The sequence below is a fragment of the Pectobacterium sp. PL64 genome, assembly GCF_022477975.1.
Lineage (GTDB): Bacteria > Pseudomonadota > Gammaproteobacteria > Enterobacterales > Enterobacteriaceae > Pectobacterium > Pectobacterium jejuense.
On sequence record NZ_CP092070.1, the window covers coordinates 1,611,349 to 1,625,269 of the forward strand.

A 13,921-nucleotide genomic window follows, 5' to 3' on the forward strand; every position below is an offset into this window, starting at 1 on the left:
TTTTGTCGTGGTAACATTAAGATAACAGGCTTAGACTTGATCTTTGATGCTTATGACGAGGTGGAAACTTTATATGAATCAACAGCCGCAAATAAAATATCGCCATGACTACCGTGCGCCGGATTACACCATTACTGATATTGCACTGGATTTCGAGCTCCATGCCGAAAAAACTCACGTAAAAGCCGTTAGTCAGGTGGTGTTGCAGGGGGACGCTGGCGCGCCGTTGAAGCTGGATGGCGAAGGGCTGAAACTGATTAGCCTGAGCGTTGATGGTCAGCCGTGGACACATTACCAGCAGCAGGATGATGGCCTGACTCTGACGCAATTACCCGCACGTTTTACGCTCAGCATCGAAACGGAAATCAATCCCGCCGCCAATAGCGCGCTGGAAGGGCTATACCTCTCTGGCGATGCGCTCTGTACGCAGTGTGAGGCCGAAGGATTCCGCCACATTACTTATTATCTCGACCGACCGGACGTGTTGGCGAAATTCACGACGCGCATCATAGCGGATAAAGCTCGCTATCCTTATTTACTCTCTAACGGCAATCGTATTGCGCAAGGAGAGCTGGAAGGCGGCCGCCACTGGATTGAATGGCAGGATCCCTTCCCGAAACCCGCTTATCTGTTTGCGCTGGTTGCCGGCGATTTTGATGTCCTTGAGGATCGCTTTACGACACGTTCTGGCCGCGATGTGGCGCTGGAACTATATGTTGACCGTGGCAACCTCGATCGTGCCGGTTGGGCGATGACTTCACTGAAGAATTCGATGAAGTGGGATGAAGAGCGCTTCGGTCTGGAATACGATCTCGACATCTATATGATCGTCGCTGTTGATTTCTTCAACATGGGGGCGATGGAAAACAAAGGGCTGAACGTATTCAACTCTAAATACGTGCTGGCCAAGGCGGAAACCGCGACGGATAAAGACTATCTGAATATTGAAGCGGTGATCGGCCATGAATATTTCCACAACTGGACAGGTAACCGCGTCACCTGCCGCGATTGGTTCCAGCTTAGCCTGAAAGAAGGGCTGACGGTGTTCCGCGATCAGGAGTTCAGCTCCGATCTGGGTTCGCGCCCGGTGAACCGTATTGATAATGTGCGTGTGATGCGCGGGGCGCAGTTTGCTGAAGATGCCAGCCCGATGTCACATCCGATTCGTCCCGATCAGGTGATCGAGATGAATAACTTCTACACGCTGACGGTCTATGAAAAGGGATCGGAAGTGATCCGCATGATGCACACCTTATTAGGTGAAGAAGGCTTCCAGGCCGGTATTCGTCTGTATTTTGAGCGTCATGACGGCAGCGCAGCGACCTGTGATGACTTTGTGCTGGCGATGGAAGATGCTTCCGGTGTCGATCTCACGCAGTTCCGCCGCTGGTATAGCCAGTCGGGCACGCCGGTGCTGACCGTGCGTGATGATTACGATCCGCAGACGCAACAATATCTGCTGAGCGTGAGCCAGATGACCCCAGTCGGTGCCGACAAACAGCCAAAGCTGCCGCTGCACATTCCGCTGGATATCGAACTGTACGATCCACAAGGGCAGGTCATTCCGCTACAGAAAGATGGCCAACTGTTGGCGTCGGTGCTTAATGTGACCGAATCTGAACAGACGTTCATTTTCGATCAGGTGCCTTGCCGACCGATTCCTTCTTTATTACGTGAGTTCTCTGCGCCGGTAAAACTGAATTATGCCTGGAGCGATGAACAGCTGACATTCCTGATGCGCCACGCCAGCAATGCGTTCTCGCGTTGGGATGCAGCACAGAGCCTGCTGGCTAACTATATCCGTCTGAACGTTTCCCGCTATCAGCAGAAACAGCCGCTTTCCGTGCCGATGCATGTTGTGGATGCTTTCCGTGGCGTGTTGCTGGATGAAAAACTGGATCCGATGCTGGCTTCTCAGATTCTGACATTGCCGAGCGAAAACGAGATTGCCGAGCTGTTTGACATCATCGATCCGACGGCGATCGCTGCGGTGCGCGAAAGCATGACGCGTACGATGGCGAAAGAGATGGCAGATGAGTGGCTGGCGGTATACCACGCGAATCACGCGCCGCAATATCGCATCGAACACGCGGATATGGGCAAACGCGCACTGCGCAACGTCTGCCTGCATTATCTGGCATTCAACGATGCCGATCAGGCGGATAAACTGGTACAAGCGCAGTTCCGTCAGGCGGATAACATGACGGATTCGCTGGCGGCGCTGTCGGCGGCGGTTGAAGCACAGTTGCCAGTGCGTGACGAACTGTTGACGCAGTTTGATAACCGCTGGCATCAGGATGGTTTGGTCATGGATAAATGGTTTGTACTGCAAGCCACTAGCCCGGCAGCCGATGTGCTGACCCGCGTGCGTGAGCTGCTGCAACACCGTTCATTCAGCCTGAACAACCCTAACCGTCTGCGCTCGCTGGTGGGGGCGTTTGCAGCCTCGAACCCGTCGGCGTTCCATGCTGAAGACGGCAGTGGCTATCGCTTCCTGACGGAGATTCTGAGTGACTTGAACACCCGCAATCCGCAGGTCGCGGCGCGAGTGATCGAACCGTTGATCCGTCTGAAACGCTATGATGCTAAACGTCAGGCGCAAATGCGTCAGGCGCTGGAGCAACTGAAGACGTTGGAAAATTTGTCTGGCGATCTGTTCGAGAAGATCAGCAAGGCGCTGCAAGACTAATCCTGCCACGCGATTAGCACAGCCACACGCGGTATCCTGCCGCGTGTGGCGATAATTCCCGCATCACGATTCCCCGTTTCCGCAAACGTTTTACTTTCCGCAAAGATGGAATTACCATCACCGACCGTGAATTCACAATCTTAGATTGTGACGATTATTTTTGCGGAATGATAACGGTGGTAGGGGATAGAAGAGTAAAGCGTCCGCGCCAGGGATGGCGCGGCTCGAGCTTACAGGGATGTACTTGCAGCGTCTTTACGATCTATCCCTTACCACAGCGTGACGTACGTTATTATCAAGCGCTAATCCACTATTGCTTACTTCCAGCGTAGGCAAGATACCTTTGCGATAGGGATCTCAGGAGACAATATGTTCTATCCCGTTATCAAAAAAGCCCTGTTTCAGCTCGATCCAGAGCGAGCACATGAGCTGACCTTCCAACAATTACGCCGTATTACCAACACGCCTTTTGAATTTCTCGTCCGCCAATCCGTTCCTACTAAGCCCGTTACCTGCATGGGATTATCTTTTAAAAACCCACTCGGTCTGGCGGCGGGATTAGATAAAGACGGCGAATGTATTGATGCGTTAGGCGCAATGGGATTTGGTTTTATTGAAGTGGGGACGGTAACGCCGCGTCCACAATCCGGTAATGACAAACCGAGATTATTCCGCGTAGTGGAAGCGGAAGGATTAATCAACCGAATGGGTTTCAATAATAAAGGCGTGGATTATCTGGTTGAGAATGTAAAGAAAACACGTTTTGGCGGTGTATTAGGGATCAACATCGGCAAGAATAAAGATACGCCGGTTGAGCAAGGTAAAGACGATTATTTGATCTGCATGGATAAGGTTTACCCTCACGCAGGTTATATCGCGATCAACATTTCGTCACCCAATACGCCGGGGTTACGCAGCTTGCAATATGGTGAAGCGCTGGACGATCTTTTGCTGGCGATAAAGAACAAGCAGACAGAATTAAAAGATAAGCATCAGAAATATGTTCCTGTGGCGGTAAAGATCGCGCCGGATCTTTCTGAAGAAGAATTGATCCAAATTGCCGACAGCCTGGTTCGCCATAACATCGACGGCGTGATTGCAACCAATACGACGCTCGACAGAAAACTGATTCAGGGATTAAACCACTGCGGGCAGACAGGGGGATTAAGTGGACGTCCGTTGCAGACAAGCAGCACGGAAATTATCCGCCGTTTGTCACAGGAATTAGCGGGACGTTTACCGATTATTGGCGTTGGCGGAATTGATTCTTTGGTCGCCGCACGCGAAAAAATGGCGGCTGGCGCATCGCTGGTACAGATATATTCAGGCTTTATTTTCCACGGTCCACGCCTGATTAAAGATATCGTTACACATATTTAATCCGAAATGCCTTTCATTTTTAGCTGGGGGTTTATTTATCCCCCCGGCTAGTCTATATTTTATCCGTTTGCGTAAATAATCTATCAACGGATGACTGATCTTCTTGCCGCAATGTTTGTGACGATGAACGATTATTGTGATGTGAGAAAACACAATCAGCCATTTCTGATATTTCTACTATGAAGGCGAAGGGTAAATAATATGAAGCTAAAACCTGACGATAACTGGCGCTGGTATTTTGATACCGAACACGACCGCCTGATGTTGGATTTGGCTAACGGCATGTTATTCCGTTCTCGTTTTCCGTCTAAAATGCTAACGCCGGATGCATTCAATGAATGCGCATTCTGTGTCGACGATGCCGCGTTATTTTTTACCTATAACGACAAATGTCAGAAAGCGGCACTGCATCGTGACCTCCAGGGCGAATTAGTTTTGAATGCGCTGGTCGCAAGCCGGTTCCTAAAACCGCTGATGCCAAAAAGTTGGCACTTCATCCAACAGCCGGATGCCGTAACGTATTCGCCGCAGGCGGGTGATGTTGTACAAGTACAACTCACTGAAACCCATGAAACGGCCTGTTTTCTGGTGGCGGAAGCAGGGGATAAAGCCTGCCTCTGTTTGCTGGCGCAAGAACAGCTGTCATTAAGTGGAAAAACCATGGGTCTGGGTGACGCCATAAAAATCATGCACGACAGACTCATGCCTGCCGTCGTTCAGAATAGGGCTGAGTGGGAAACCACGTTGGGTGAAGGCACGTCGGCATTTGAGTACGCCAAGGTCGTCTAAACCTCGTCATATACCCGTCATACTTCAAGCCGCGTGCGCGCTGGTTTTTCTTCGGCTATTGCAGATGCTTTTTTATTGCAAATGAAGGTCACTCTGCGGAATACAGCTACAGGTAAGAATTTCGCCGTTTCCTTTAATCGCACTTTGCTTCAGTGCGGAAACCTCTCCGCTGACTAACGTCAATTTACAGCAACCGCACAATCCTGCCCGACAAGAATAGGGGACTCGAATACCCTGTTGCTCCAGCTGTTCCAGTAAAATCTGCTGATTGTTCCCTTGTAACGCTTTTCCCTGATAGTGGATGGTGACGGCCTGTTCGCTTTTTTCGGGAACGACAAGGCTTTCGACCACCTGACCAGAACCATAAGGACGCGGTGGTTTGGTCGCTAACACTTCCAATGTGTCGCCCACGCGAATGATGCCCGTATTTCTGGCGACCAGATTTTGTCCAAAATCGACGTCTCCGTTCTCGGCAGTACGGAAAGATTGCAGCGTGGCCAGCGGTTCTCCTGACGGGTGCTTACGGCCACGTTCGATGCTGACAGTGGTGAAAATGCAGCGGCTACAGGGTTTGACGACGTCAAAAATAACCTCGCCAATCCGAATGGTCTTCCAACTGTCTTCGGCAAAGGCTTCCGCGCCTGTTACGACCAAATTGGGGCGAAACTGTTCGATTTTAATGCCGGCGGAACAGCGCTGGCGCAGCGCCTGAAATGAGGCATCATTAATTAACAGAAACGGATAGCCATCGGCAAATGCCAGAGGAACATCAGGATAATGCTTAACTCGCCGCGATGGTTCATTGCCCACCCAGCGAAGCTGTACGGCACGCTGAAAATAGTGGCTTAACCAGAGGTTGATGGCTTCAGGGGCGACGAGCGCCGTAAAGTGCGTTCCCCAGACTTCTGTCGGTTGAGGTGCCTCGGTGAAGTCGGCAAAACGTATCGTGGCCGTTTGACCATCTGGCGCGGCAATAAACAGTCCATCGGGTAACAAGGCGGGGGTAAATAACACCATCTGCGGATACTGGCGAGCAGTAATAAATGTGCCATCCGATTCGGTAATCATGAAGGCACGATCGTTCGCCAAACCGCTGACAGACGCCATCGCGTGGGACAGCTGTAACCCCCGCATCGATTTTACCGGATGAATATAAAGCCGCGTTACGCCAATCACTGACCTGTTCCTTGCCAAACTAAAACGGCAACTTTATGACAAGCGTCTCGGATTAGCTATAATGCGCCTCAATTTCTTTTATGAATCTATTTTTTGGTGATAGTGACGACATGAATGCTTTGTTTGCCAGTACGGCGCGGGGATTGGAAGAGTTATTAAAAAGCGAACTCGAATCATTGGGTGCGCAGTCCTGTGCGGTTGTGCAGGGCGGTGTCCATTTTGAGGGTGACAATCGCCTGCTGTACCAGAGCCTGCTGTGGAGCCGTCTGGCATCGCGCATTCTGCTGCCGCTGAATGAATTCAAGGTACACAGCGATCTGGATTTATATCTGGGCGTGCAGGCGATTGACTGGTCAACGATCTTCAGCATCGATAAAACCTTTGCCGTGCATTTTACCGGTACCAATGAAGATATCCGCAACAGCCAGTACGGCGCATTAAAAGTTAAAGATGCGATTGTGGATAGCTTCACACGCAAAACCGGGCAGCGTCCAGACGTAGCGAAACAGCAGCCGGATATTCGCGTTAACGTCTTTTTACAGCGTGATATGGCCAGCGTGTCGCTGGATTTAAGCGGCGACGGCTTACATCAGCGTGGTTACCGCGATCTGGCTGGGCTGGCACCGCTAAAAGAGAATCTGGCGGCGGCGATTGTTTTACGCTCCGGCTGGCAGAATGGCACGCCGCTGGTCGATCCGATGTGTGGTTCCGGTACGCTGCTGATCGAAGCGGCGATGATCGCGTCCGATCGCGCGCCCGGTTTACATCGTACGCACTGGGGATTTAACGCCTGGTTAAAACACGATACCGAACTGTGGCGAGAAGTGACGTCGGAAGCGCAGCAGCGCGCCCGTCAGGGGTTGCAGGCAACGACATCCCGCTTTTTCGGATCGGATAACGATCGTCGAGTGATCGAGATCGCCAAAGCTAATGCGCGTCGCGCAGGCGTTGCCGAACTGATTTCTTTCGACGTGAGGGATGCCGCACAGCTAAAAAATCCATTGCCGGAAGGTCCGAAAGGTACGGTTGTCAGCAACCCGCCTTACGGTGAGCGTCTGGAAAGTGAACCCGCGCTGATCGCCCTGCATAATATGCTGGGTCGTAAGATGAAAAGCGACTTTGGTGGCTGGCAGCTCTCGCTGTTCAGCGCATCGCCGGAGCTGCTGAGCTGTCTGCAACTGCGTGCTGAACGCCAATTCAAGGCGAAAAACGGTCCGCTGGACTGCGTACAGAAGAACTACCAACTGGCGGAAACGCAGGGGGAATCTGCGGGACAAATCGCGGAAGACTTTGCCAACCGTCTGCGTAAGAACCTGCGCAAGCTGGAGAAGTGGGCGAAGCAGCAGGGGATTGAGTGCTATCGCCTCTACGATGCCGATCTGCCTGAATATAATGTGGCGGTTGACCGCTACGGCAGTTGGGTCGTCGTACAAGAGTATGCGCCACCGAAAACCATTGATGCGCAAAAAGCCCGTCAGCGCCTGTTTGATGTGATCAACGCGACGCTGAGCGTGCTGGAATTACCGTCGAACCGTTTGGTGCTGAAAACGCGCGAACGTCAGAAAGGGAAAAATCAGTACGAGAAACTGGCGCAGAAAGGCGACTTCCTGCTGATGGAAGAGTTTGGTGCCAAGCTGTGGGTCAACCTGACCGACTACCTCGATACCGGCCTATTCCTCGACCACCGTATTGCCCGCAAAATGCTGGGTGAGATGAGCCGTGGCAAAGATTTTCTCAACCTGTTTGCCTACACCGGCACGGCGAGTGTGCACGCGGGATTGGGCGGTGCACGCTCAACGACCACCGTTGATATGTCACGCACCTATCTGGAATGGGCAGAAAAAAACCTGCGGGTGAATGGCCTGACCGGGCGTCAGCATCGCCTGATTCAGGCGGATTGCCTGTCATGGTTACATAACTGCAATGAACAGTTTGATGTGATCTTCATTGACCCGCCGACCTTCTCCAACTCAAAACGTATGGAAGAGTCGTTTGATGTCCAGCGCGATCATTTTGGCGCTGATGAAAGATCTCAAACGTCTGTTGCGCCGTGGCGGCACCATCATGTTCTCGAATAATAAACGCGGCTTCCAGATGGATACCGCTGGCCTGACCGCACTGGGGCTGAACGCCAAAGAAATTACCGCGCAGACCCAATCGCAGGATTTTGCCCGTAATCGTCAAATTCATAACTGCTGGCTGCTAACGCATGCCGGTGAGGAAAAGTAACCGATGTCTTTAATCAGTGTTTCAGGTGCGTGGCTGTCGTTCAGCGATGCGCCGCTGTTGGATAACACCGAACTCCATATCGAAGAGAATGAACGCGTTTGTCTGGTTGGTCGCAACGGTGCCGGAAAATCGACACTGTTGAAAATTCTGGCCAAAGAGGTTCCGTTGGATGATGGTCGTATCACCTATGAACAGGATCTGATTGTCGCGCGCCTGCAACAGGATCCCCCGCGGGATGTTGCCGGTAGCGTCTTTGATTTTGTCGCTGAAGGGGTCGCCGCACAGGCGGATCACCTGAAAAACTACCACGCCATGCTACGTCTGGTTGAAAGCGACCCGAGCGAAAAGAACCTGAATCAGTTAGCTAAGTTGCAGGACGTTCTGGAGCATCAAGGTCTGTGGCAGTTGGAAAGCCGCATTCACGAAGTGCTGGAACAGCTTGGTCTGTCCGCCGATGCTCCGCTGGCTTCACTTTCCGGTGGCTGGCTGCGTAAAGCCGCACTCGGCAGAGCGCTGGTGAGTTCGCCGCGTGTGCTGCTGCTGGATGAACCGACTAACCACCTGGATATTGAAACGATTGACTGGCTGGAAACCTTCCTGAAAACGTTCCAGGGCAGCATTATCTTTATCTCCCATGACCGTTCGTTTATTCGCAATATGGCGACCCGCATTGTCGATCTTGACCGTGGCAAGCTGGTTTCCTGGCCGGGTAACTACGATAAATATCTGGAAGGGAAAGAAGAAGCGCTGCGGGTGGAAGATCTGCAAAATGCGGAGTTCGATCGCAAATTGGCGCAGGAAGAAGTGTGGATCCGTCAGGGCATCAAAGCTCGCCGTACCCGTAACGAAGGCCGCGTGCGGGCGCTGAAAGCCATGCGTCAGGAACGTGCGCAGCGCCGTGAAGTGATGGGCTCGGCGAAAATGCAGGTTGAAGAAGCTGCCCGCTCCGGCAAGATTGTGTTTGAGCTGGAAGACGTGAACTACCATGTTGACCAGGGTTCTCTGGGCGAAAAGAAAGTGCTGACGCGCAATTTCTCCGCTCAGGTACAGCGCGGCGACAAGATTGCGCTGGTGGGGCCGAATGGCTGCGGTAAAACCACTCTGCTAAAATTGATGCTGGGTGGATTGGAACCGGTCAGCGGTCGTGTGCATTGTGGCACGAAGTTGGAAGTTGCCTATTTCGATCAGCACCGCGCTGAACTCGATCCAGAACGTACGGTGATGGACAACCTGGCGGAAGGCAAACAGGAAGTGATGGTCAACGGCCGCTCGCGCCATGTGTTGGGCTATCTGCAAGACTTCCTGTTCCATCCTAAACGTGCCATGACGCCAGTCAAAGCGCTGTCGGGTGGGGAGCGTAACCGTCTGTTGTTGGCGCGTTTGTTCCTCAAACCTAGCAACCTGTTGATTCTCGATGAACCGACCAACGATCTGGACGTGGAAACGCTGGAATTGCTGGAAGAGTTAATCGAAAGCTATCAGGGAACGGTGCTGCTGGTCAGCCACGACCGTCAGTTCGTCGATAATTCGGTGACTGAATGCTGGATCTTTGAAGGTGACGGCAAGATTTCTCGCTTCGTCGGTGGGTATTACGATGCACAACAGCAGCGAGCCACAGCCACGCCACTGCGCACGACGGCTGCGCCGGCAGTAACCACGACAGCGACAGCAGCGAGCACCGCACCGTCCGCTAAACGAAGCGCGGGGAAATTAAGTTATAACCAGCAGCGCGAATTAGATCAGTTGCCGCAGCGTCTTGAGCAACTGGAGCAGGACATTGCGTCGCTGCAAGCGCAGATGAATGACGCGGGTTTCTTTAACCGCCCACGCGAAGAGACGCAGCAGGTCTTAAGCGCGCTGGCGGAAGCGGAAAGCGCGCTGGAAACCTGTTTCGAACGTTGGGAAGAGCTGGAAGCACAGAAAAACGGCTAATCCACGTTGCTGTGTAGCACCATCAATACGGGCGCAACGTCTCGTATTGATGGTTTTTTGGTTATAAGCTGACGAATTTTGAAGGAGAGAATGCGTGTGTTCCCATCACGATCGGCATGACCCTGATCTTCAACACAAGCACGATCTTCAACATGACCCTGCTCATGGGCATAGCCCTGAACAGGGTTCTGAACACGAACATCATCACCATGATGACTATATGCTGTGCCCGCAGTGCGACCTGCTGGTGGAATTACCTGAGCTGTTACACGGCCAGAAAGCGACTTGTCCACGCTGTAAAACTGCGCTAACCAGCCACCAGACGGAACCGCGTAAACGACCGGTTGGCTATGCGGTGAGCGCGTTATTCATGCTATTACTGGCAAATCTCTTCCCCTTCGTTTCTATGCGTGTAGCGGGAATCACCAGCGAAATTACCCTGATACAAATACCTAAAGTGATGGTGGCGGAAAACTACGCCAGCGTCGCGACGCTGTTTATGCTTTTTGTCCAACTGGTTCCGGCTTTCAGTATGGCGACCCTCATTCTGCTTTGCCTACATGCCTCGCTGCCGCTGGCGTTGAAAAAAAACCTGGGCAAAATGCTGTTCCACCTCAAAAGCTGGGGGATGGCAGAGATTTTCTTGGCTGGCGTGCTAGTCAGCTTTGTCAAACTAATGGCCTATGGTGACATCGGCATCGGCACCAGCTTTATGCCTTTTGTCCTGTTCTGTCTGCTACAACTGCTGGCCTTCCAAAGCCTCGACCGCCGCTGGTTGTGGAATGACATCGTGCCGCCGCCCGCGCTGCCTGCGCCACCGGTTCTGGGACAAAGCGGGCTATCGCAAGGGCTGCGTTCGTGTTCATGCTGCACCGCCATTCTGCCTGCTAGTCAGTTAGTATGCCCGCGCTGCCACTCACGCGGACATGCTCGCAAGAAGCACAGCTTGCAATGGACGTTGGCCCTGCTGATCACCTCTATCATGCTGTATATCCCCTCGAATCTGATGCCGATCATGGTGACTGAAGCCTTCGGCGATCGCATGGGATCGACGATTATGTCGGGCGTCATCCTGTTGTGGGGAATGGGATCTTACCCTGTCGCGCTGGTGATTTTTGTCGCCAGCGTCATGGTGCCATCGCTAAAAATGCTGGCGCTAGGCTGGCTGTGTTGGCAGGCCAATGGCAAAACCAAAAAAACGGAAGACAGCGAGCGTATGCATGTCATCTATGAGATGGTGGAGTTTGTTGGACGCTGGTCGATGATTGATGTGTTCGTTATTGCCGTCTTGTCGGCGATGGTGCGCATCGGTCGCCTGATGAGTATTTATCCCGCCGTTGGGGCGGTGTTGTTCGCGGCCGTGGTGATTCTGACCATGTTTGCCGCGATGATGTTTGATCCCCGTTTGTTGTGGGATCGTCGCGATGATGTTCTTCATAAGGAGCCTGCCGTTGGCGAAAGATAACCATGCCATTGCGGATGTAGAAACGATTAAACGCTGGTCTCCGGTCTGGATTGTGCCGATTGTCACGGTACTGATCGGTGCCTGGATACTGTTTTACCATTTCAGCCATCAAGGGCCGCAAATTACGCTGATTACCAGCAACGCAGAAGGCATTGAAGCGGGAAAAACGGCCATCAAAAGCCGTAGCGTAGACGTCGGGGTGGTAGAGAGCGTCGTACTGAGTGACGACCTCCATCAAGTGGAGATCAAAGCACGCCTGCATGATGGTATGGATAAACTGCTCAAGCAGGATTCCGCTTTCTGGGTGGTGAAACCGCAAATTGGTCGCGAAGGCGTTTCCGGTCTGGGGACGCTGTTATCCGGCGCTTACATTGAGCTACAGCCCGGAGCCAGTAAAGAGGGTAAAAGCGAGTTTACTCTGCTGGATGCGCCGCCGCTGGCCTCGCCGGATGCGAAAGGCATTAGGGTAATACTGGACAGTGAGCAATCCGGGCAACTGAATGCGGGCGATCCGGTCCTGTTCCGCGGCTATCGGGTGGGGTCGGTGGAAACCAGCGAGTTCGATCCGAAAGCACGCAAGATGCGCTATCAGCTGTTTATCTCTGCGCCGTATGACGGCTTGGTCACGACCAACGTCCGTTTCTGGAAAGACAGCGGCGTAGCGTTCGATATGTCGGCGCAGGGCATGCGTGTCGAAATGGGCTCGCTGACTACGCTATTCAGCGGTGGCGTCAGCTTTGATGTCCCTGCTGGGTGGGAGCTGGGCGATGCGGCCAAGACAATGGCACAGTACCGATTGTTTGATAGCCAGCGCAGCATTCAGGACTCGCTATATACTGAATATAAAGAGTATCTGCTGTTCTTCAGCGAATCGATCCGTGGTCTACAGGCGGGTGCGCCAGTTGAATTCCGTGGCATTCGACTGGGAACCGTTGCCGAAGCGCCGTTTTTCCCGCGCAATATGAAGCAGGAACTGGATGATGACTACCGTATTCCGGTGCTGATCCGTATTGAACCCGATCGGTTCGAGAAGAAGATTGGCGGCTCGTTCGACTTTGAACAGCATCTGAAGCAAGCCCAGTCGCTGGGGCTGCGCGCATCGATGAAGTCGGCGAACCTTCTGACGGGTGCGCTCTATATCGATCTCGATTTTTATCCAAAAGAGAAAGTGGATAAACAGCTGTTCGTTCTGGACGGCTACCCGGTTCTGCCTACCATTGACGGTGGCCTGTCACAGATTCAGCAGAAGCTGATGGCGGTACTGGATAAGGTGAATAGCCTGCCGCTGAACCCGATGGTCAATGAAGCAACGAAGACGCTGACGGAAAGTCAGGCAACGCTGCGCGAAATGCAAAAAACGATGGCCGCGCTGAACAAGCTGACATCCAGCAAAGCGATGCAGGATCTGCCGGAAGATATGCAAAAAACGTTGCTTGAATTGAATCGCAGTATGAAAGGCTTCCAACCCGGCTCACCGGCGTATAACAAGATGGTGGCGGATATGCAGCGGTTGGATCAGGTGCTGCGAGAGCTACAGCCTGTGCTGCGTACCCTGAACGAGAAAAGTAATGCGTTGGTCTTTGAGGCCTCGGGTAGTCAGGATCCTCAGCCGAAGAGGGCAAAATAATGATGAAAGCATGGACATTGGTTCTGGCTTTGCTATTGAGCGCGTGCAGCAGTAGTAATACGCAGAAAACGTACTATCAACTGCCGACAATCGCGGGGACCAATACGACGCAAACTGCGGTGACTCAGGGGCATCCGCTATGGGTGGAACATGTCAGCGTGGCGGATTATCTCGTCAATGCAGGCTTGGTGTATCAGACTAACGATGTGCAGTATGTCATTGCCAGTAACAACCTGTGGGCCAGCCCGTTGGATCAGCAATATGCAGCAGGCGCTGGTGACGAACCTGGGAAATAAACTGCCCGGTTGGGTCGTGACTACACAGCCGCAGGGAAGCGAACAGGCTGTGCTGAACGTGGCGGTTACAGGCTTTCACGGCCGTTATGATGGCAATGTCATCGTCAGTGGCGAATGGATGCTGACCTATCAGGGAAAAGTGGTTAAACGCCCCTTTAGCGTAGTGCTGCCACAAAAAGAAGATGGCTACGACGCGTTGGTAAGAACGCTGGCGCAAGGCTGGCAGCAGGTTTCCCAGTCGATTGCCCAGCAGGCGGATACGCTGAAATAACGATGACAGGGACTCGGTATTATCCGGTCACGGTTTGACACAAACAACGTGCTAAGAAATCAGGCCT

7 protein-coding genes and 2 pseudogenes are annotated in these 13,921 nt (G+C 52.7%); 8 read left to right on the forward strand and 1 reads right to left on the reverse strand.

Going from position 1 to position 13,921, the window contains the following annotated elements:
• Window positions 1-73: 73 nt before the first annotated feature.
• The 3 genes from pepN to HP572_RS06960 all read left to right on the forward strand — a co-directional run bounded on the left by pepN (window position 74) and on the right by HP572_RS06960 (window position 4,858).
• On the forward strand, window positions 74-2,689 hold the full coding sequence (pepN, locus tag HP572_RS06950) for an aminopeptidase N (RefSeq protein WP_240585167.1): 2,616 nt from the start codon (window positions 74-76) through the stop codon (window positions 2,687-2,689).
• 369 nt (window positions 2,690-3,058) lie between these two features.
• A complete protein-coding gene (gene pyrD, locus HP572_RS06955; protein ID WP_010277017.1) occupies window positions 3,059-4,069 on the forward strand; it encodes a quinone-dependent dihydroorotate dehydrogenase in 1,011 nt (336 codons plus the stop codon).
• 201 nt (window positions 4,070-4,270) lie between these two features.
• A complete protein-coding gene (locus HP572_RS06960) occupies window positions 4,271-4,858 on the forward strand; it encodes a cell division protein ZapC (RefSeq protein WP_014915124.1) in 588 nt (195 codons plus the stop codon).
• Window positions 4,859-4,930: 72 nt separating this feature from the next.
• Here the strand turns inward: HP572_RS06960 and HP572_RS06965 are convergent, their stop codons facing one another.
• The gene (locus HP572_RS06965; protein WP_240585168.1) at window positions 4,931-6,034 is read right to left on the reverse strand and encodes a YcbX family protein; all 1,104 of its coding nucleotides are present in this window, start codon (window positions 6,032-6,034) and stop codon (window positions 4,931-4,933) included.
• A gap of 110 nt (window positions 6,035-6,144) precedes the next feature.
• Here HP572_RS06965 and rlmKL point away from each other — a divergent pair.
• The 5 genes and pseudogenes from rlmKL to pqiC all read left to right on the forward strand — a co-directional run bounded on the left by rlmKL (window position 6,145) and on the right by pqiC (window position 13,854).
• Window positions 6,145-8,263 (forward strand): annotated as a pseudogene (gene rlmKL, locus HP572_RS06970) (bifunctional 23S rRNA (guanine(2069)-N(7))-methyltransferase RlmK/23S rRNA (guanine(2445)-N(2))-methyltransferase RlmL).
• Window positions 8,264-8,266: 3 nt separating this feature from the next.
• Entirely contained in the window at window positions 8,267-10,195 is a 1,929-nt protein-coding gene (locus HP572_RS06975; RefSeq protein WP_240585169.1) for an ABC transporter ATP-binding protein, read from the forward strand.
• Window positions 10,196-10,415: 220 nt separating this feature from the next.
• Window positions 10,416-11,660 carry a membrane integrity-associated transporter subunit PqiA gene (gene pqiA, locus HP572_RS06980; protein WP_240585714.1) on the forward strand — a complete coding sequence of 415 codons (1,245 nt, stop codon included), beginning with the start codon at window positions 10,416-10,418 and terminating at the stop codon, window positions 11,658-11,660.
• Window positions 11,620-13,287: an intermembrane transport protein PqiB gene (gene pqiB, locus HP572_RS06985; RefSeq protein WP_371745305.1), complete on the forward strand. Its 1,668-nt coding sequence runs from the start codon at window positions 11,620-11,622 to the stop codon at window positions 13,285-13,287. The genes pqiA and pqiB overlap by 41 nt, the downstream gene beginning before the upstream one ends.
• Window positions 13,287-13,854, forward strand: a pseudogene (gene pqiC, locus HP572_RS06990) (membrane integrity-associated transporter subunit PqiC). The gene pqiB and the pseudogene pqiC overlap by 1 nt, the downstream one beginning before the upstream one ends.
• Window positions 13,855-13,921 lie beyond the last annotated feature (67 nt).

Bases quoted from the DNA above. Each gene is read 5' to 3' on its own strand.
- HP572_RS06975 (WP_240585169.1), top strand. From the start codon at position 8,267: ATGTCTTTAATCAGTGTTTCAGGTGCGTGGCTGTCGTTCAGCGATGCG.
- HP572_RS06960 (WP_014915124.1), top strand. From the start codon at position 4,271: ATGAAGCTAAAACCTGACGATAACTGGCGCTGGTATTTTGATACCGAA.
- pqiA (WP_240585714.1), top strand. From the start codon at position 10,416: ATGCTGTGCCCGCAGTGCGACCTGCTGGTGGAATTACCTGAGCTGTTA.
- pepN (WP_240585167.1), top strand. From the start codon at position 74: ATGAATCAACAGCCGCAAATAAAATATCGCCATGACTACCGTGCGCCG.
- pqiB (WP_371745305.1), top strand. From the start codon at position 11,620: ATGATGTTCTTCATAAGGAGCCTGCCGTTGGCGAAAGATAACCATGCC.
- pyrD (WP_010277017.1), top strand. From the start codon at position 3,059: ATGTTCTATCCCGTTATCAAAAAAGCCCTGTTTCAGCTCGATCCAGAG.